This is a genomic window from uncultured Sulfuricurvum sp., from assembly GCF_937936435.1.
Classification (GTDB): domain Bacteria; phylum Campylobacterota; class Campylobacteria; order Campylobacterales; family Sulfurimonadaceae; genus Sulfuricurvum.
On the sequence record NZ_CALDDG010000101.1, the window covers coordinates 1 to 16,636 of the forward strand.

The 16,636-nt window shown below is 46.2% G+C and carries 19 protein-coding genes; 6 read left to right on the plus strand and 13 right to left on the minus strand.

Annotated elements, in window-relative coordinates; translation table 11 throughout:
* The 4 genes from Q0389_RS09715 to cysK all read right to left on the minus strand — a co-directional run.
* A partial coding sequence (locus tag Q0389_RS09715) for a phosphoadenosine phosphosulfate reductase family protein (protein WP_298693825.1) occupies positions 1-173 on the minus strand: 173 nt, incomplete at its 3' end.
* Positions 174-303: 130 nt separating this feature from the next.
* Positions 304-1,017 (minus strand): phosphoadenylyl-sulfate reductase, encoded by a 714-nt coding sequence (locus Q0389_RS09720; protein WP_298693801.1) that lies wholly within the window; start codon positions 1,015-1,017, stop codon positions 304-306.
* Between the two features lie 2 nt (positions 1,018-1,019).
* The gene (locus tag Q0389_RS09725) at positions 1,020-1,250 is read right to left on the minus strand and encodes a DUF2061 domain-containing protein (protein ID WP_298693802.1); all 231 of its coding nucleotides are present in this window, start codon (positions 1,248-1,250) and stop codon (positions 1,020-1,022) included.
* An 18-nt stretch (positions 1,251-1,268) separates the two neighbouring features.
* Positions 1,269-2,201, minus strand: coding sequence for a cysteine synthase A (cysK, locus tag Q0389_RS09730; protein WP_298693803.1), 933 nt, complete (start codon positions 2,199-2,201; stop codon positions 1,269-1,271).
* Positions 2,202-2,555: 354 nt separating this feature from the next.
* Between cysK and Q0389_RS09735 the strand changes: the two genes are divergently transcribed.
* On the plus strand, positions 2,556-3,128 hold the full coding sequence (locus tag Q0389_RS09735) for a hypothetical protein (RefSeq protein WP_298693804.1): 573 nt from the start codon (positions 2,556-2,558) through the stop codon (positions 3,126-3,128).
* Here Q0389_RS09735 and Q0389_RS09740 read toward each other — a convergent pair.
* The 5 genes from Q0389_RS09740 to Q0389_RS09760 form a co-directional block, all read right to left on the minus strand.
* On the minus strand, positions 3,125-3,520 hold the full coding sequence (locus Q0389_RS09740; RefSeq protein ID WP_298693805.1) for a hypothetical protein: 396 nt from the start codon (positions 3,518-3,520) through the stop codon (positions 3,125-3,127). The two genes, Q0389_RS09735 and Q0389_RS09740, sit on opposite strands and share 4 nt — an antisense overlap.
* Before the next feature lie 13 nt (positions 3,521-3,533).
* Complete coding sequence (locus Q0389_RS09745; protein WP_298693806.1) at positions 3,534-4,400, minus strand: hypothetical protein; 867 nt, start codon at positions 4,398-4,400, stop codon at positions 3,534-3,536.
* Positions 4,384-4,515 (minus strand): hypothetical protein, encoded by a 132-nt coding sequence (locus Q0389_RS09750; RefSeq protein WP_298693808.1) that lies wholly within the window; start codon positions 4,513-4,515, stop codon positions 4,384-4,386. Before Q0389_RS09750 ends, Q0389_RS09745 begins: the two co-directional genes overlap by 17 nt.
* The gene (locus Q0389_RS09755; RefSeq protein WP_298693809.1) at positions 4,512-5,063 is read right to left on the minus strand and encodes a hypothetical protein; all 552 of its coding nucleotides are present in this window, start codon (positions 5,061-5,063) and stop codon (positions 4,512-4,514) included. Before Q0389_RS09755 ends, Q0389_RS09750 begins: the two co-directional genes overlap by 4 nt.
* A gap of 77 nt (positions 5,064-5,140) precedes the next feature.
* Entirely contained in the window at positions 5,141-6,763 is a 1,623-nt protein-coding gene (locus Q0389_RS09760) for a YcaO-like family protein (RefSeq protein ID WP_298693811.1), read from the minus strand.
* Between the two features lie 192 nt (positions 6,764-6,955).
* On the opposite strand from Q0389_RS09760, the gene Q0389_RS09765 reads away from it, so the two are divergent.
* The 4 genes from Q0389_RS09765 (at position 6,956) to Q0389_RS09780 (ending at position 9,473) form a co-directional block, all read left to right on the plus strand.
* Positions 6,956-7,636 carry a superoxide dismutase gene (locus Q0389_RS09765; RefSeq protein WP_298693812.1) on the plus strand — a complete coding sequence of 227 codons (681 nt, stop codon included), beginning with the start codon at positions 6,956-6,958 and terminating at the stop codon, positions 7,634-7,636.
* Positions 7,637-7,689: 53 nt separating this feature from the next.
* Complete coding sequence (locus tag Q0389_RS09770) at positions 7,690-8,166, plus strand: rhodanese-like domain-containing protein (RefSeq protein WP_298693813.1); 477 nt, start codon at positions 7,690-7,692, stop codon at positions 8,164-8,166.
* Positions 8,167-8,308: 142 nt separating this feature from the next.
* A complete protein-coding gene (locus Q0389_RS09775; protein ID WP_298693814.1) occupies positions 8,309-8,884 on the plus strand; it encodes a DUF4337 domain-containing protein in 576 nt (191 codons plus the stop codon).
* A 7-nt stretch (positions 8,885-8,891) separates the two neighbouring features.
* Positions 8,892-9,473, plus strand: a complete 582-nt coding sequence (locus tag Q0389_RS09780; RefSeq protein WP_298693816.1) for a hypothetical protein — start codon at positions 8,892-8,894, stop codon at positions 9,471-9,473.
* A gap of 3 nt (positions 9,474-9,476) precedes the next feature.
* On the opposite strand, the gene ppsA is transcribed toward Q0389_RS09780, so the two are convergent.
* From ppsA to Q0389_RS09795, 3 genes are all read right to left on the minus strand, one after another.
* On the minus strand, positions 9,477-11,870 hold the full coding sequence (ppsA, locus tag Q0389_RS09785; protein WP_298693817.1) for a phosphoenolpyruvate synthase: 2,394 nt from the start codon (positions 11,868-11,870) through the stop codon (positions 9,477-9,479).
* A 79-nt stretch (positions 11,871-11,949) separates the two neighbouring features.
* Complete coding sequence (locus tag Q0389_RS09790; RefSeq protein ID WP_298693818.1) at positions 11,950-12,786, minus strand: FAD:protein FMN transferase; 837 nt, start codon at positions 12,784-12,786, stop codon at positions 11,950-11,952.
* Positions 12,787-12,794: 8 nt separating this feature from the next.
* Positions 12,795-13,292: an EF-hand domain-containing protein gene (locus Q0389_RS09795; protein WP_298693820.1), complete on the minus strand. Its 498-nt coding sequence runs from the start codon at positions 13,290-13,292 to the stop codon at positions 12,795-12,797.
* Between the two features lie 178 nt (positions 13,293-13,470).
* Here Q0389_RS09795 and Q0389_RS09800 point away from each other — a divergent pair, with 178 nt between their 5' ends.
* Positions 13,471-14,970 carry a B12-binding domain-containing radical SAM protein gene (locus tag Q0389_RS09800; protein WP_298693821.1) on the plus strand — a complete coding sequence of 500 codons (1,500 nt, stop codon included), beginning with the start codon at positions 13,471-13,473 and terminating at the stop codon, positions 14,968-14,970.
* Between the two features lie 7 nt (positions 14,971-14,977).
* On the opposite strand, the gene Q0389_RS09805 is transcribed toward Q0389_RS09800, so the two are convergent.
* Positions 14,978-16,246 (minus strand): GGDEF domain-containing protein, encoded by a 1,269-nt coding sequence (locus tag Q0389_RS09805; protein ID WP_298693822.1) that lies wholly within the window; start codon positions 16,244-16,246, stop codon positions 14,978-14,980.
* Positions 16,247-16,636: the final 390 nt, after the last annotated feature.

Sequence of the window (16,636 nt, forward strand, 5' to 3'; positions counted from 1 at the left end):
GGCAGTTTTGCCGGATAAAACGCTTTGATCGCCAGATGAAGCATTACCGATGAATCCTTCCCGATCGAATAGAGCATTGCCGGGTTGTCGAATTCCGCGATCACTTCACGCATGATGTGGATCGATTCGGCTTCCAATAGTTTTAAATGTGTTTTTCGTTCCTGACTAATCATAATCTCTCCCTTTTAACCCTGCGGGTAAAATTTTTTCGTTAAATAAATAAAGCCCAATCGGACAACTCGGCACGATGCGAATATTCGTCTTTGAATAATCCGTTTAACCATTCGGAAAAGGTTTTCATCCTTATGCTCCCCTGAGGTGTAATCCACACTCTTTATGTTCGGGATTTTCCCACCACCACCGTCCGGCGCGCAGGTCTTCTCCCTCTTTCACCGCACGTGTACACGGAGCGCATCCGATGCTCGGAAACCCTTCGTCGTGCAGTGCGTTGTAGGGGACTTTATGCTCTTTGATATAGTCCCAAACTCTCTTTTCATCCCATTCAATCAACGGATTGAGTTTAATCAGGTTGTTCCCCTCATCCCATTCGACAAGTCGCATCAGTTCGCGTGTCGGAGACTGACTTCTGCGCAATCCCGTAATCCAGACATCCATCCCTTTTAACGCCCGTTTCAAAGGGACGATTTTACGCACGTGGCAACACGCTTTGCGGTTTTCGATACTGTCGCGGAATCCGTAAGAGCCCTGCTGTCGATACAACGCTTCCAATTCTTCCCTCTCCGGTGCATATACATCGATCGAAATTCCGTATTTACGGTTTGTCTGATCCATGACACGATAGGTCTCTTCATGCAGCCGTCCCGTATCGAGAGAAAAAATCTTCGTCGTCGGATCCAATGAGGCGACCATATCGGTCAAGACCTGATCTTCAGCTCCGAAACTCGATGCCAGAGCAATTCTCCCCTTATGACTTTTTAAAAAATACGATAAGACGCTTTCGGTCGTTGCTCCGTCAAAATTTTTAATCAGTTGTTCAAAATTTTCATACATAGTCATTCCTAAATCTGATAGTCGTTTTCGACCACTTTAACCCGTCCGAAATCGGTTCTGTTCCATGCCCGTTCGTGCAGATAATATAAAAACATTTTGGTTATCACTTCGATCGAACCGATCGAGACCGCCATCACTAAATTCCCGGTTATAAAATACGAAACGATCATCGTGTCGATCGTCCCGACCGTCCGCCAGGAGATTGCTTTGATGACGCTTCGGTAATGTTTATCTTCCATTATGACCCTTTTTTACCCTCAGCCGTTTTCAGTAGGAAACTCATACAGTTCCGTGCTTAGGTACCGTTCGCCGGTGTCGCACAGGATCGTTACGATCGTTTTCCCTCTGTTCTCAGGACGTGCAGCGATTTTTCGGGCGGCAGCTACGTTCGCACCTGCCGAGATACCGACCAAAAGCCCTTCCGCTTTTGCAATCAGACGGGATGTTTCGATCGCTTCGTCATTCGTGATGCGGACGATTTCATCGTACACATCGCGATTAAGTACCTGCGGAACGAATCCTGCGCCTATTCCCTGAATCTTATGAGGCCCTGCCGGTTCACCCGACAATACCGCCGATGCATCCGGCTCGACAGCGATGATTTGGATAGAAGGGTTATAGCGTTTCAACACTTCCCCGACCCCCGTAATCGTCCCACCCGTGCCGATCGCGGCGACGAGGATATCGATCTTTCCATCGGTATCTCTCCAAATTTCTTCCGCCGTTGTCAGACGGTGGATGTCCGCGTTATCGCCGTTATTGAATTGCTGCAATACGATGGAACCCGGAGTCTCTTTTGCCAATTCCGCCGCTTTCAATACGGCACCACCCATCCCTTTTTCAGGCTCGGTCAATACGATCTTCGCCCCCAGCGCTGCCAGCAGCCGACGTCTCTCCAGACTCATCGAGCTCGGCATCGTCAGTGTCAGGTTTAATCCCAGACTCGCGGCGATACTTGCCAATGCGATCCCGGTATTTCCGCTGGTCGGTTCGATGATGACACTCTCTTTCGTAATCTCACCGCGTTCCAGAGCTTTGAGAATCATATTGCAGCCGATTCGGTCCTTGACCGATCCGGAGGGATTCATAAACTCACATTTTCCTATGATGGTCGTATCATCCGAAAAATAGTTCAATTTCACCAGAGGTGTACTTCCGATCAATTCCGTAACATTGGCCGCAACTTTCATCGTAACTCCTTTCCTTCGTTGAGATTCAATTAAATGAATGCTCATTCATTTTTAATTTGAGGAATTATATGGGATTTTTTTTGCATTGTCAAGTAATTCTATTGAATTAATTGTAATTTGTATCTATATTGGCTTTAAATCCCAATAAATAGGGATTTATAAAACATATTTATTTTATCAACTATTTATCAATTTTATATAAAATAGGTACAAAATATCTATATACAACTATTTTACTTGTATTTATTTGCCTCTTTTCAGTTCGTATCTCTACTTTTTTACTGTGATTTTTAGGAGTTAAACAGGAAAGGGTTTTATGCTATATTGTCAGAAAATTTTTTACTAAAGAGTCCTATGGCTACTATCTGTGTTGCATCCACAAAAGGGGGAGTGGGAAAAACGTCCCTCGCGTTCTCACTGGCGAAAGATTTAAAATACCGGTATGCGACCAACGACATGTCGGTCGTTTTGAACAAATACAAAAACGCCCGCTATTATCCGAATAAAATCCCTCTCTATCCCGATACAGTCTATGATTTCGGAGGATTTGAAAATCCGCATGCCAACGAGATACTCAGAGAAGCCGATATTATTATCCTGCCGACGACGAATGATCTCAATTCAATCATGAAAAGCCTGATATTTATCAAACAGTTTCGGGACAAACCGATTCTCGTATTTGCCAATATGATCGAATCGCCTAATGATGCCGTCATGATCCGCGAAAAAATCCATGAGCACTTCCCGAATCTTGCGTTCACCTATCTTCGGCGGACGAAACTGCTGAAAAATGCATTGGAAAGCGGGATGAGTGCGAGTGAGCTGTATGAGAGCAACAACCATACACAGCATCTTTACAAACAGGCTTTTGCCGAATACTCGAAGATTCTCAACCTCTTCGTGACAGAATCTCCTGCCGTACCCTAATTCGAGTTCTTTTTATACTCGATCAAAAGATACGTCGTCTCTCCCACATGTGATTCGTCTATGACCGTGAAATTGTCGAGTTTACGCTTGGTAAGAAGAGTGATTTGCTGATCGGTCTGATTCTCGCCCGACTCGCTGTTTTTATGTACGGAGGTCAGCGAGCGGACATCGCTTTGCAGCTGTGTCGCGATGTCGTTGAGGGCTTTGGTTTTCGCTTCAAGATAGTTTTTGCCATTTCCGACACCGAATACGCTGGTATCGCTTATCATCGGATGTTCCAGCGCATACGGCGGAGGTATCGGTTTGGGTTCCTCTTTGAAAAAATCAAAAAGCCAAAATGCCTGAAGCGCCTGTGTCGAGCAAAGCAGGATAAAGAGTATTTTTCTCATCATCGCAAATGGTCGCCTAATATTGCGGACGGACGATGTCTCCGACCTCGATCAGGGTATTGTGGTCGTCATCGTCGAGTACAATCCACGCGTAATGGGCCATCACCTGATCGGAAACGGTCGCTGTTCCTATCAGAACTTTATTATTCAGCGTCTCGCCGTCGATTTCGTTTTTGAAAATCACATCTTTATAGAGAGAGACTTTCTGTTCGGGACGGATACCCTCCTGACTTCCCATATTGATCATAAAAATATAATCTTTATTGTCATCGATTGCCACTTTTTTACTGACGATCAGCGCTTCGGGAGCCACTTCATTTCCTATTTGACGCAGTAGTTTGTCCAATGTTTCCTGTAAAGCTTCCAGATATCGTTCCCGAGAAACTCCGCCCCATATATTGTTAGGATCGGAAGAGAAAGAATAGCCGTACGATGCCTCGAAATAGCTTTTTTTACCATCGGGTGCATTTAATTCCGCTGTTGCCGAACATGAAACGTTATACGACACATACGGACGGGTATAGTAGCTTTTCTCTTTGTTGGTAACAAGGACGGAAGGGTGATAGATACGGGTATGACCAAGATTTTTGAGACTGAGGCGGATCCGATAACCCTCACTCTCCGTAACCGTAAAAATCCCTTTCATATTATTGGCGGCGAGGAAATAATCGCTGATCGTACCGGTAAATGAGGGATCGCTATAGTTTTCCACGACGATATTGCGCTGCAATTTCGGTTTGACGACTTTATAGTTGGCTTTACTGTCGTCAACAATTTGGGTCGATGAGACATCTTTATACTTGTACAAATCGACTTTCGTCGCACAGCCCCCCAGAAATATTATCCCGACAAACAGTACGACAAGGCTATTTCGATGTCTCACGATCCAACTCTCCGACCACTTTATCCATCATCCGCTCGTTAGGATCGGGGGTATGCGAACTGCATCCGCTTCCCCACACCAATGCCCACATAAACAGAAGAACGACGCGAATCATTTTTTCCCCTCACTATCGAGTTCTTGCCATGCTTGGGTCGCCTGAAATTTTTGCCATAGGGCATCTTGGTTGTTAAATGAGGATTTAACGCTTGTTTTGAGCTGCTGATCCGCAACATTCGAATCCAAAACATACAAAGTATAAAGGATACCGCTGTCGCGGTCTAAAAAGAGTTTCTTCTGCTGGGACTGGCGCAGCGTCACATCCGAAACCTGCTTCGTCGCATATTGCACGGCATGATCGATACTCTGATTCTCACCCAGACCCAGTTCCTGCGTCGCACGTTTGTACATATCTTTGACCCGCAGTTCCATCTGCCGTGCCAACTCCGCGCGCGCTATCGCAGCGGCTTCGATCCGTTGGAGTTCCAAATCGCCCCCTTTGTTCGGTTTCGCCGAACCGGACGCCGCATATTTATCGCCGAGCGATGTCGGTTCCTGATACCATTGCGGTAAATCGTTCAGCGCGTTACGTACTTCGGGTTGTTTGGCACATCCTCCTAAAACCATTAGCGATAGTCCCAAACCGAGTAATAATCCGACTTTCATCCCCTCTCCTTTTTTCATATTAGATTGTATAAAAGAATTATTCTATAGTACTGTGTGCTTATTGTGAAGTGCCTGAATCAGAGGTTCTTAGCCCTTTTTTTCTGATCCAGACGGTCATACAGGTCCAGCATGTTATGGTAATCGCGATGCAGTGCGGTCGAAACCAGGTACTCCTCTGCACTTAAAATCTTGAAGGCTTTGTCTACTTTTGGGGCCGTATAGAGATCATACAGTGCCTGCCGATAGTGTTCCTGCTTCAATCCCAATTCTCTCATGCGAACCAGTTCCATGAGGATATTTCCGATCGTAGAGTTGCAAAACTCCAAATACGCTACCGCTTCATCAACATTGCCGAGCAACAAGTGCAGCTGTGCTTTGAGCTCTCCGATCGTGAAATTCTCCTCGAAAATCACTCCGATCAGTTTTTCGACGTTTAGGTGATCCTCGAGGGCATCGATCTCATCGAGAATACTGTCCGGATCATACTCGGCAAAATTCAAAATCGCTTCGCGGTAGACTTTGCCGCGGTTGCGGTTATTATAGATCAGATCGTCGATCGGATATACCTCCGAGATCCCCGGGACGACGATCTGGCACGAATACATATCGAGATAATCGTATTCGCGGATATAGAGCTCTTTTTCCATCGATGCGAAAATCCCCATGAGGTATGCAAACTCCTCGGCTGTCCCCTCTCCCGTGTAATTCCATGATGCCAATTCAAAGCTCTTTTGACTGCTGAGGAACTGAATCCCCATTTTGCCGTTCGAGTCGATAAAGTGTGACTCGAGATTAAAACTCTCCGACACCAGAGACATATCAAACGTCGGCACCTCGAAGCTCTCCAGATTCTCCAGCCCCCGCCCCTGCATCAGTTCCGTCATCGTCCGCTCGAGCGCTACTTCCAAAATCGGGTGGGCACCGAAAGAGACGAACAGCGTCGCGTTGGCAGGATTGATAAACGATATGGCGGTCACCGGAAATCTTCCCCCCAGCGAAGCGTCCAGAACGTTGACGATATAGCCCAGTCCTCGCAGTTTCGTCAAATCGCCGTAGAGACGCTCAAATTGTTGTAAAAAAGCATCTTCATACCGGGGAAGCGCATAGCCGTTTTTAATGATCTCGATTTTGGCGTACCGTTCCAAAATCTCGCTCATCGACTGTACCTGAGCTTCCTGTGGCGTATTGCCCGTCGCAAGCCCGTTGCTCACATAGAGGTTACTCAGAATATTGATGGGAAAATAGACGACCTCATCACCCAAGAGCTTTTTAAACGGCAATGCGACGATTTGATCTTCAATATCGCTGTTAAAGTCGATCAATTCATCCAAAGAGAGTTCACCGTTAGGATCATAAAAATTTGCCAGTTTCGGATTCAGGTATCCCCCCTCAAAGTCAAACAATGCCTCGTCGGGATAATATTGCCGCTGAGGCAGATGAAAGTCGATAAAAAAATTGTTGGTTTGAAGCCGCTCGATATACTCGCCTAAAGCGCTTGCCGTCGAGGCTTCGGAATAGATCCCTTTTCCATTGGAATAGATATGTTTTGGAGCTTCGACCGAAGCCAGATTGACTGAATAGCAGTGGTTGAGAGGGTGTTTCTCGCTTGCATAGGTTACCGCACATCCCATATCACTTAATATTTTTTCCATCCGCTTGATGGAGACGTCGACCGGGGCATTTTTAGAAAGAAGGTTCATACATTTCACCTCTAAGAAGATTGTACGGTGAATCGGTTAAACCAAGACGCATACGTAATTGATGAAAGTATAACGAAATCGCATTTTATAATTCTAAATTATTTCTTAACAAGAAACACTCCTTCTTGCTTTTATGTTTATTTATTATAAAAAGTTATTACAATGAAATCATCTTTCGATAAGGAGGAGACAATGCAGCATCTACTGATGGAACTGCCTTTTGAACAAAACGCACTCGAACCTTATATCTCTGCCGAAACAGTCTCATACCATTACGGTAAACATCACAACGGATATGTCACCAAACTCAATGCTCTGATAGAAGGGACTGAATACGCGGATAGAGCGTTGGACTATATCGTTAAATACGCGATCGGCCCTATCTTCAACAATGCCGCTCAGGTCTATAATCACGATTTTTACTGGAAGGGGCTCAACCCCGTGCACACCTCTGCATCCGTCGAACTGAGCGAATATATCGAACGCGATTTTGGTTCGATGCAAATTTTTGAAGAATCTTTTTTGGCTTCGGCGTCCGGTTTTTTCGGTTCGGGATGGATCTGGCTCGTCATCACGGCGGAAGGTAAGCTCGAGATTAAAATGACCTCGAATGCCGACACCCCGATGCGTTACGGAGACACACCCCTGCTAACCTGCGACGTATGGGAACATGCCTACTATATCGATTATCGCAACGGACGTCCGAATTATCTTTCGAACTGGTGGAAACTCATCAATTGGAATTTCGTATCGGATAATCTTTCCGATTTTCTGAACGATCCGATTGCCGGCTACAATCAGTCATGCAACGATACCAATGAAGTATGTGAGTATGTCGATTATATGCAAAGTAACGAACATACCCCCTCATGATCTTTTAGAGCGGATTCATCCTCTCTGGAATCCGCCTATGTAAGGAGCCTACAATGTCCCGTAATTTCTCAAGTTTAATTATCGCATTGGTTTTAAGTAGCGCCGTATTATCGGGGGTCGACTACGACGGTGAAAAAAGCATTATGATGGAAGCCCCCTACAACGTCTGCATTATCCCTCCGCAAGTCGATGAAGCGGCTGCTCAGGGGATTACGGTCGTCGATGCGGCCACTGCAAAAAAACTCTATGATAACAATGCCCTCTTTTTTGACGCACGTGAAAAACGCCACTATGTGCAAGAACATATCAAAGGGGCATATCCGGTCTACTTTGATATCTCAAAAGCCGCATACATCGTTTTGCAGCTCCCTAGCGATAAAAAACAAGATCTTGTCTTTTACTGCTACGGAGAGTCATGCGCCAATTCCTACGAAGCCGCTCTGGCTGTTCGTAAATTGGGATATACCCATGTTTATTGGTTTTTAAACGGTTTTGGCGAATGGAAAGCAACAGGATATCCGGTCAATTAAATGACCGATATCTGCCGTTTCGAACCTCTCATCTAAACAGTCGGACTTCACCCTCTTCACACTAACTTCATACTCTCTTTATTAGAGTTTCATTCATCAAACGACTTTCCTGTTCAATTCATTTTTTACAAGGCATACAACAGTGGAACCCGGTGCAATCGAAGAACATTTAAAACAGGTCGAAGAGGCCATGGAAGAGGTCAAAGAAGAGGAAAAAGAGTCCCGATGGCTCTCGTATATTTCGCTCAGTACCGCTATTATCGCGATCGTCACCGCATTGGCGGGGCTGTATGAATCTCAGGTGACATCCAAAACCATTTTGCTGAAAAACGAAGCCGTCCTCTATCAGGGACAGGCATCCGATCAATGGAGCTATTATCAGTCCAAAGGGATCAAAGGGCATATCTATGAAGTGAGTGCCGAAATCTACCCGAGCCGAACCGACGAATTCAACAAAAAAGCTGAAAAGTATAAGAAAGAACAAACCCAAATCAAAAGCGAAGCACACCGTTTAGAGAAGATCCGCGATCAGAAATCAGCCGAGAGCGAACTCTATTACGAGAAACACCATATTCTCAGCTTTGCCATTACCTTTTTACAGATATCCATCGCGGTTGCCTCGATTTCGGCACTCACCCGCAATAAAAAGTTTTGGCTCGGGTCTTTGATACTGAGCCTCATCGGTGCTATAATTGGGGGATATACATTGGTTTCCTAGGAGAGGGATGTTACGCGAAACGATCATAGGGCTGTTAATGCTCGCATCTTCAATTTTTTCGGCAAATGCCGCAGAGACGCTGATCTTTATCCGACATGCGGAAAAACCCTCGGATGGATTGGGACAACTCTCCTGTCAGGGATTGCACCGTGCCCTCAAACTTCCTACCATGATTATCAAACGCTTCGGGGAGCCCGAGTATCTGATAGCTCCGGACCCGACCGTTCAAAAGCTCGACAAAGGGATCTCCTATAACTATCTGCGGCCTCTAGCGACCATCGAGCCCTTAGCCATCCAAACCTCAAAAAATATCGATCTAAGCTGCGGATATAACGACATCGATTGCGTCGCAAATCTCGTTTTGGAAAAAAAATACAAAAACAGCATTCTCCTCATCGCATGGGAGCATCATAATATCGATAAAATCATCAAACAGATCGCCGAAATCAAAAAAATCAACTTCATCATACCCGAATGGCAAAAAGATGATTTCGATTCCATCTACATTCTGAAAATCGATAAGAATACGGCATCTTTTAAAATCGAGAAGCAAGGGCTGGACAATCAGCCCTCCAACTGCGCGCTCTAAAATTTAGCTGTTTTCGAGTTCACTCACTACCTGGCGCATTTTCAAGAGTGAATCGGGATTGAGAGAGATCGAATCGATCCCTTCGTTCACCAAAAATCGGGTGATCTCAGGATAATCCGACGGTGCCTGACCGCAAATCCCGATGTATTTTCCCCGCTCTTTGCACGCACGAATCGCTTGTGAGAGCATCCGCGTTACGGCGTCGTTACGCTCATCGAATACGGCTGAGACCAGAGAACTGTCACGGTCGACGCCGAGGGTAAGCTGTGTCAGATCATTTGATCCGATACTGTAACCGTCGAAGATTTCCAAAAACTGATCGGCGAGGATGACGTTGGAGGGGATTTCGCACATAGCGTATATTTCCAAAGCGTTTTCACCCTGCACGAGTCCCGCTTCGTTCATGACTGCAATCGCTTTGCGTCCCTCTTCGGGCGTACGGACAAAGGGGAGCATCACTTTGACATTATCCAGTCCCATCTCATCACGTACCCGTTTTATCGCTTCGCATTCCCACTCGAAGGCCGCTTTATATTCAGATGAATAATAGCGGCTCGCCCCCCGAAATCCGATCATGGGGTTCTCTTCATCCTTTTCATACGCGCTTCCGCCGGTCATGTGCTTATACTCGTTGGATTTAAAATCCGTCGTCCGGACAACGACCGGTTTGGGATAGAAAGCCGCTGCAATCATCCCTACCCCTTCGGCTACCTTGTCGATAAAAAAACGTTTGGGATCGCTGTACCCTTTCATCGCGGCACGAACTGCTGCGATATCATTAATCTCTTTACCTTGCGAAAGTTCTACAAGAGCCATCGGATGGGCATTGACGTAATGGGTGATGATGAACTCCATTCTCGCAAGCCCTACTCCGTCATTCGGAAGCTTTGCCACTTTGAAAGCGATATCAGGGTTCCCGACGTTCATATAGAGCTTCGTTTTCGTCGAAGTGAGGTTACCCAGATCGATGCGACTGATATCATATTCCAGCAATCCTTCGTAGATACGTCCGCTTTCACCGTCGGCACAGCTTACCGTTACTTCATCTCCGTCATGAAACACTTCGGTCGCAGTTATAGTTCCGACTACTGCCGGAACACCGATCTCGCGTGCGACGATTGCGGCATGGCAGGTTCGTCCGCCGCGGTTGGTGATGACGGCGGATGCTTTTTTCATGATCGGTTCCCAATCGGGATCGGTGATATCGGCGACCAGAACATCTCCCGTGTTGAAACGATCGCCCTCATGCGGAGAATGGATAATTTTCACACGTCCCGAGCCGATCTTTTCACCGATCGCTTTTCCGCTGAGGAGTATTTTCGATATCCCCCCCTCCCGCAGATGATACTGCTCAAAAAAGTTGTCGTTTTGTTTTTGGCTTTGGACCGTTTCTGGGCGTGCCTGAACGATAAAAAGTTCGCCGCTCTGACCGTCTTTCGCCCACTCGATATCCATTGGCCGATATTCTCCCGCGAGTGCGGTGTAATGTTCTTCGATCAGCAGCGCATAGCGTGCGAGAGTGGCAACCTCTTCATCGGTGATCGAAAAGGACTCTTGACGCTCTTTCGGCGTCGATAGGTTGATCGTATGGTGACGCTCGTCGTAATGCATCGTAAGGGCTTTGGAGCCTACCTGACGTTTGAGAATCGTCACTTTTTCTTCTTTCAACGTCGGTTTAAACACGTAAAACTCATCCGGATTGACACGGCCGCCGACGATGTTTTCCCCCAGTCCCCAAATGGAATTGATCAAGATCAGTTTATCCGAACCGTTTTCGGTATCGATGGTAAACATCACTCCGCTGCTGGCCAAATCGCTGCGGATCATTTTTTGTACTCCGACCGAGAGGGCAACGGCAAAATGGTCGTATCCGCGGCTGTGGCGGTAACTGATGGCACGATCGGTAAAAAGGGATGCGAAACACCGTTTGATATGTTCGATCAGCATCTCTTCGCCACGGACATTAAGATAACTCTCCTGCTGCCCCGCGAAACTCGCATCGGGAAGATCTTCCGCCGTCGCCGAAGAACGCACCGCCACATCGACGGAAGGCATTGCGTACTGCCGTTCCATCTCGCGGTAGCTCTGCGTGATTTCGTTTTTGAGTTCGACGGGAATTTCACCGCCGAGCATCAACGTCCGTATCGCAAGCCCGCATCGGTTGAGGGCATCGATATCGGTCAGGTCGACCCCTTCGAAATAATGGCGGATTTTCGGTTCAAAGCCATTATGGGCGATAAAAGCACGGTATCCCTCTGCCGTGACCGCAAACCCTTCGGGAACCTTGACCCCGAGACTTTTCAGCGAACCGATCATCTCTCCCAATGAAGCATTTTTTCCTCCCACCAAAGCGACATCACTGTTTTTAAGCGAATCCAAACGGCGAACGTACTGCATAGACACTCCTTCTAGGAATCTTAATTCCTATAGGATAGCATAGAAACTCCTAATACGTTCCCAATCCGCCCGTATCATTCTATAGACGAACAGTAGAAACGATCTCGATATGCTCCGGCGGTATGAGCGCAGGATCGATCAATAACGCCGTACTCCAGATTCCCGCATCTACGGCCGTCGGCGCATGGATACTGATTTGTGCAAAAGTATCGTCTTTTTTGATCGGAGCGATAATATGCGATATCCGTTCGGATTCGATCAGGCTGAAGCGTTTGGAATGGCCGGATGTGCATACGGCACCGTAGTTAAGCTCCGTCTCCATCAGATTGTTGTCGGGAACATTCGGGTCCTGGATTCCGACTCTCCAGGGCACATCATAATATGTACCGATTACCGCGATATCTCCTCCGAAATTGACCATAGCCGATTCGATACCGAGCGATTGCAGGAGGAGAATACTATTATCCACGGCATACTCTTTGACCAGACCTCCCAGGTCGATCTTCGTCACCGGATTGGAAAAAGTCAAAATATTTCCATCGAGATTCAGATGAGTCGAGTCGGCAAAGGGGAGCAAAGCCTCTTTTCGAAGGGCGTACGCGTCCAGTGACGCGGCACGAGAAAGTTCTTTGAGGGTACCGGCCGTAGCGATATCGAATGTACCGTGCGTTATCTGTGCATAAAACAGAGCCAACCGGATCAACCCGGCCAATTCGTCGCTCAGAATGTGACGATCGGTCGAACGGTTGTTGAGAGAGGAGAGTTCGGAGTCGCTTGTAAAAAAGCTATAGCGCTGTTCAAGTCGTTTAGCATTTTCAAAAACGGCTTTGGCCGCATCGTTTGCCGCCGACGCGGTCGGAGCATCGATGTGGAGGTCGCAGGGGACACTAAAAGCTTCAAACTGATAGTGATCCACTGAAAATCTTATGCGGTTGCAAGAGTTGTCGAAGAGCTTTGAGCGCTGCCGCCCGTATAGGCTTCCATAATGCGTTGAAGCAATACGCTTTGCATTTTGGATTCGGCTGTCGTCTCATCCGATAATGTCGACGTAGCCGATTGTTGCGCGGAAGAAGTTTGACCTGTCGTATTTTTTTTCTGAGCCTGCTGCAATGCATTGAGCAACTCATCCGCACTAATCGAACCGTCGCTGTTCGCATCGATCGTGCTAAACGCATTTTCCGCATTGTTGTACGTTTTTCCGGTTTTTTCAGCCAGTGCTTTTGCCGCATCCGAAAATTCCGCTTTATCAATAGTACCGTTTTGATTGGTATCCAATGTCGCCAGAAGAGTGTTCGCCGCCTGCGACATCATCTCTGTAAAATCCGTCGAAGCCGTGCCGCTGGCACCGCTTTGACCTTGGACGCTGCTATTGCCGTAAGAGTGCGAAGCGGTAGCCCAGAGCGATCCACCATTGATCGTCATGGTATCTCCTTTGAAAAAAATCGCATAAGTGAAATTCCCAAAAAACCTTACCGGCTCCGTCCTACGGCTCTAACAATTCAAATATGCATTACCGGACAAGCAAAAAGCATACCGTAAAATGTGCCGATAAGCAATTGAACGCTACCATACTCGTATAAAAGTTTATATCGGATTCCCTATGCATACGATCCTCCTCACAACGCTCAATGCCCGATACGCCCATACCGCGTTGGGGCTGCGCTATCTTTATGCCAATTTGCATGAACTGCAAGATGAAACACACATCCTTGAATTTACGATGAACGAGCAGATACAGAGCATTGCAGAGGATTTGCTTAAACATGCCCCCCGCATCATCGGAATCGGCACTTATATCTGGAATGCATCCCAAACCGCAGAGCTGATCGGAATTCTGAAAAAAGTCTCCCCAAAAACCATTATCGTTCTCGGCGGTCCCGAAGCGGGCTATTTGCCCCACCGCGTCGATTTTTCAAAAGCCGATTACGTCATCAGCGGAGAAGGAGAAGTCGCTTTTTATGAATTATGCAAAAAACTTCTTGCTCAGGAGAACGTCGAAGAGCGTTTTATTCGTGCGCCTCTTCCCGATCTAAAATCCGTTACTTTCCCCTACCGTGCCTATAACGATGAAGATGTAGCCCATCGTTACATCTATGTCGAAGCTTCTCGCGGATGTCCGTTCGAATGCGAATTCTGCCTCTCATCCATCGATGAGAAAGTACGTAATTTTCCGTTGGATACTCTTTTAGAAGAGTTCGAAATTCTTTGGCAGAGAGGGGCACGAAGTTTTAAATTTATTGACCGTACGTTTAATCTCAATATGACGTTTGCCAACCGGATTTTAGACTTTTTCCTCACCAAAGAACCCCCTTACTTCGCCCATTTCGAAGTAATTCCCGATCATTTCCCCGATATTCTCAAAAGCAAAATCGCCCTCTTCCCTCCGGGATCGTTACAATTGGAGATCGGCATTCAAACTCTCGATCCGGTGATTGCAAAAGGGATTAACCGACCTCTGAAGCTGGAAAAGATTATAGAAAATATCCGCTTTCTGGAAAATGAAACGCAGGCACACATGCATCTCGATCTCATCGTCGGTCTCCCGGGCGAGACGCTTGAGGGGTTCGGACTCAACCTCGACACACTTGTTTCCATTACTCACAGTGAAATTCAGATCGGAATCCTCAAAAATCTCTCCGGAACTACCCTCTCCCGCCATGACCGAGAACACGGCATGATCTACAGCGATATCCCTCCTTACGATATATTGCAAAACAATCTTCTCTCATTTGGGCAGATTCAAAAAATGAAACGCTTTGCCCGTTTTTGGGATATCTTTTACAATAGCGGCAATTTCAACAAAACCGTACCATTGCTTTGGGGTGAGGGAAGTGTATTTGAGGGATTTTATGCTTTTAGCGAATGGATTTACGCACAAACCCTCTCCACATGGAAAATCTCGCTTGAGAGGCAAATCGCTCTCCTGCATGCCTATCTCATCGAACGCTTGGATATCGAGACTGTCGAAAACGCACTAAGCAATGATTTGTCGGGTCGACCGACGAAAACAATTCCCTTTTTTCTCCGCCAAAAAAATGAGCATAGCGTTAAAAACAGCGAAAATACAGTTACCCCCAAACGGCAGATTAACCGGATATAAAAAGTCCTTAATCCATCGAAAGAACGATGCGGTTCCTACCGTCTTCTTTGGCTTTATACAAAGCCAAATCCGCAAATTTGATCAAATCTTCTTCAACATTGTTTTTACTCGGAATCATATTACTGATTCCGAAGCTCATCGTGATCGGTTCTGTTTTTACCCCTTGGTACTCGAAACTCCCCGTCTCTTTCAACCGATTTTGAATCGTTCTGCACAACTCTTCTGCCGCCGTGATTTTTGTGTCGTACAATACGATGATAAACTCTTCCCCTCCGTATCTGGCCACGAAATCGCTACTGCGCTTAAGCGAAGCGGTTAATATCGCCGCAATCTCTTTCAAGACGACATCTCCCATCAAATGCCCGAACTGATCGTTAACCGTTTTAAAATAGTCGATATCGCACATGATGACCGAAATTTCCAAATGACTGCGCTTAGCCAACAGCCATACGTCATGCAGATGCGTCTCAAAATGTCTTCTGTTTGAAAGCTGCGTCAGCGGATCGGTGACGGAAAGCTCTTTAAGCTGCCGATTGGCATCTTGGAGCTCTTTGGTTCGGAGAGCCACTTTCTCTTCGAGCGAATGGTTGGTTTCATGAAGCAGTTTTGCATACGAATCGATCTTCTCGACCAAAGCGACTACGGCATTGTGGATAATCCCGACTTCATCTTTGCGATCGGATTTTGCCAATCTGAAATTGTTGAGCTGCGGATCATACGTCAATACGTTTTCCGTCAATTTTTGAAGATACCGGAATTCCCGTTTAATCAAAAAGATAAAACCGATCAACAAAACAAACGTCACGATAAATATCTGCAACGTAATCACTCTATTCTTATGTATGACAGCCTGATATTCGTGATCGTCAAAATAGATATCCGCTTTTCCGTAATACTCTTCCGTCACCGGGTCTACGATTCGCTTCATGAAGTAATGAATTTCATCGGCACGTGCGGGAAAACGAACCTCGTTATTTTTAACATAGCTATAAACCATTTTTCCGTCATTATCACGCAGAGTAAGACTCAGGATATCATCATTTTGTTCGACAATGCGATCCAAATACTCTTTATTGGCGTCGCTTAATCCCAAAGAAGCGTTCAAACTGATTACCGGAGAAATCGTGTCGATCAAAAGGCGGTTTTTGGATTTTTGAGAAGCAATAAACTGCTCGACGATATTTTCGGAAAATTGGTATCGTTCGAGACTGACGATGAGAAGAGTGAAACATATCACCCCGATGATCATTTTCATTTGAATACTGAGGTTACGCATCATCGCACCTCTTCACTGGCATAGATTTTCGATATTTGAACCAGAAGATTATCGAATTCGACACCGTTTTTATGCAAAGCATTGATATTAATGTAGGGTACCACTTTTCTCCCCAAAAATAACGATGCGCCGACACCGTTTTCCAGATATTTAGCATCGTATGACATGCTTAGCACATGATTCTCTTTCGAATATCGGATCGCTTTTGCAATATTTTCATCCGTACTGTCAAACATAAAGATTAATTGGCTGTTTCGACATACGTTAACATTGGCATAATCTCCTTCAACCAAACGGATTTTATAGTTTTTGATTCCGTTGGGGTAATTGGTATCGATTTTACTCAGATCGGAAGAGCGTCGTGTAGGGAAAGAGTGTAGATCTCGGTGG

Coding starts and splice junctions, on each gene's coding strand:
- Q0389_RS09720 (WP_298693801.1), bottom strand. CDS start 1,017: ATGACTATGTATGAAAATTTTGAACAACTGATTAAAAATTTTGACGGA.
- Q0389_RS09725 (WP_298693802.1), bottom strand. CDS start 1,250: ATGGAAGATAAACATTACCGAAGCGTCATCAAAGCAATCTCCTGGCGG.
- cysK (WP_298693803.1), bottom strand. CDS start 2,201: ATGAAAGTTGCGGCCAATGTTACGGAATTGATCGGAAGTACACCTCTG.
- Q0389_RS09735 (WP_298693804.1), top strand. CDS start 2,556: ATGGCTACTATCTGTGTTGCATCCACAAAAGGGGGAGTGGGAAAAACG.
- Q0389_RS09740 (WP_298693805.1), bottom strand. CDS start 3,520: ATGATGAGAAAAATACTCTTTATCCTGCTTTGCTCGACACAGGCGCTT.
- Q0389_RS09750 (WP_298693808.1), bottom strand. CDS start 4,515: ATGATTCGCGTCGTTCTTCTGTTTATGTGGGCATTGGTGTGGGGAAGC.
- Q0389_RS09755 (WP_298693809.1), bottom strand. CDS start 5,063: ATGAAAGTCGGATTATTACTCGGTTTGGGACTATCGCTAATGGTTTTA.
- Q0389_RS09760 (WP_298693811.1), bottom strand. CDS start 6,763: ATGAACCTTCTTTCTAAAAATGCCCCGGTCGACGTCTCCATCAAGCGG.
- Q0389_RS09765 (WP_298693812.1), top strand. CDS start 6,956: ATGCAGCATCTACTGATGGAACTGCCTTTTGAACAAAACGCACTCGAA.
- Q0389_RS09770 (WP_298693813.1), top strand. CDS start 7,690: ATGTCCCGTAATTTCTCAAGTTTAATTATCGCATTGGTTTTAAGTAGC.
- Q0389_RS09780 (WP_298693816.1), top strand. CDS start 8,892: ATGTTACGCGAAACGATCATAGGGCTGTTAATGCTCGCATCTTCAATT.
- ppsA (WP_298693817.1), bottom strand. CDS start 11,870: ATGCAGTACGTTCGCCGTTTGGATTCGCTTAAAAACAGTGATGTCGCT.
- Q0389_RS09795 (WP_298693820.1), bottom strand. CDS start 13,292: ATGACGATCAATGGTGGATCGCTCTGGGCTACCGCTTCGCACTCTTAC.
- Q0389_RS09800 (WP_298693821.1), top strand. CDS start 13,471: ATGCATACGATCCTCCTCACAACGCTCAATGCCCGATACGCCCATACC.
- Q0389_RS09805 (WP_298693822.1), bottom strand. CDS start 16,246: ATGCGTAACCTCAGTATTCAAATGAAAATGATCATCGGGGTGATATGT.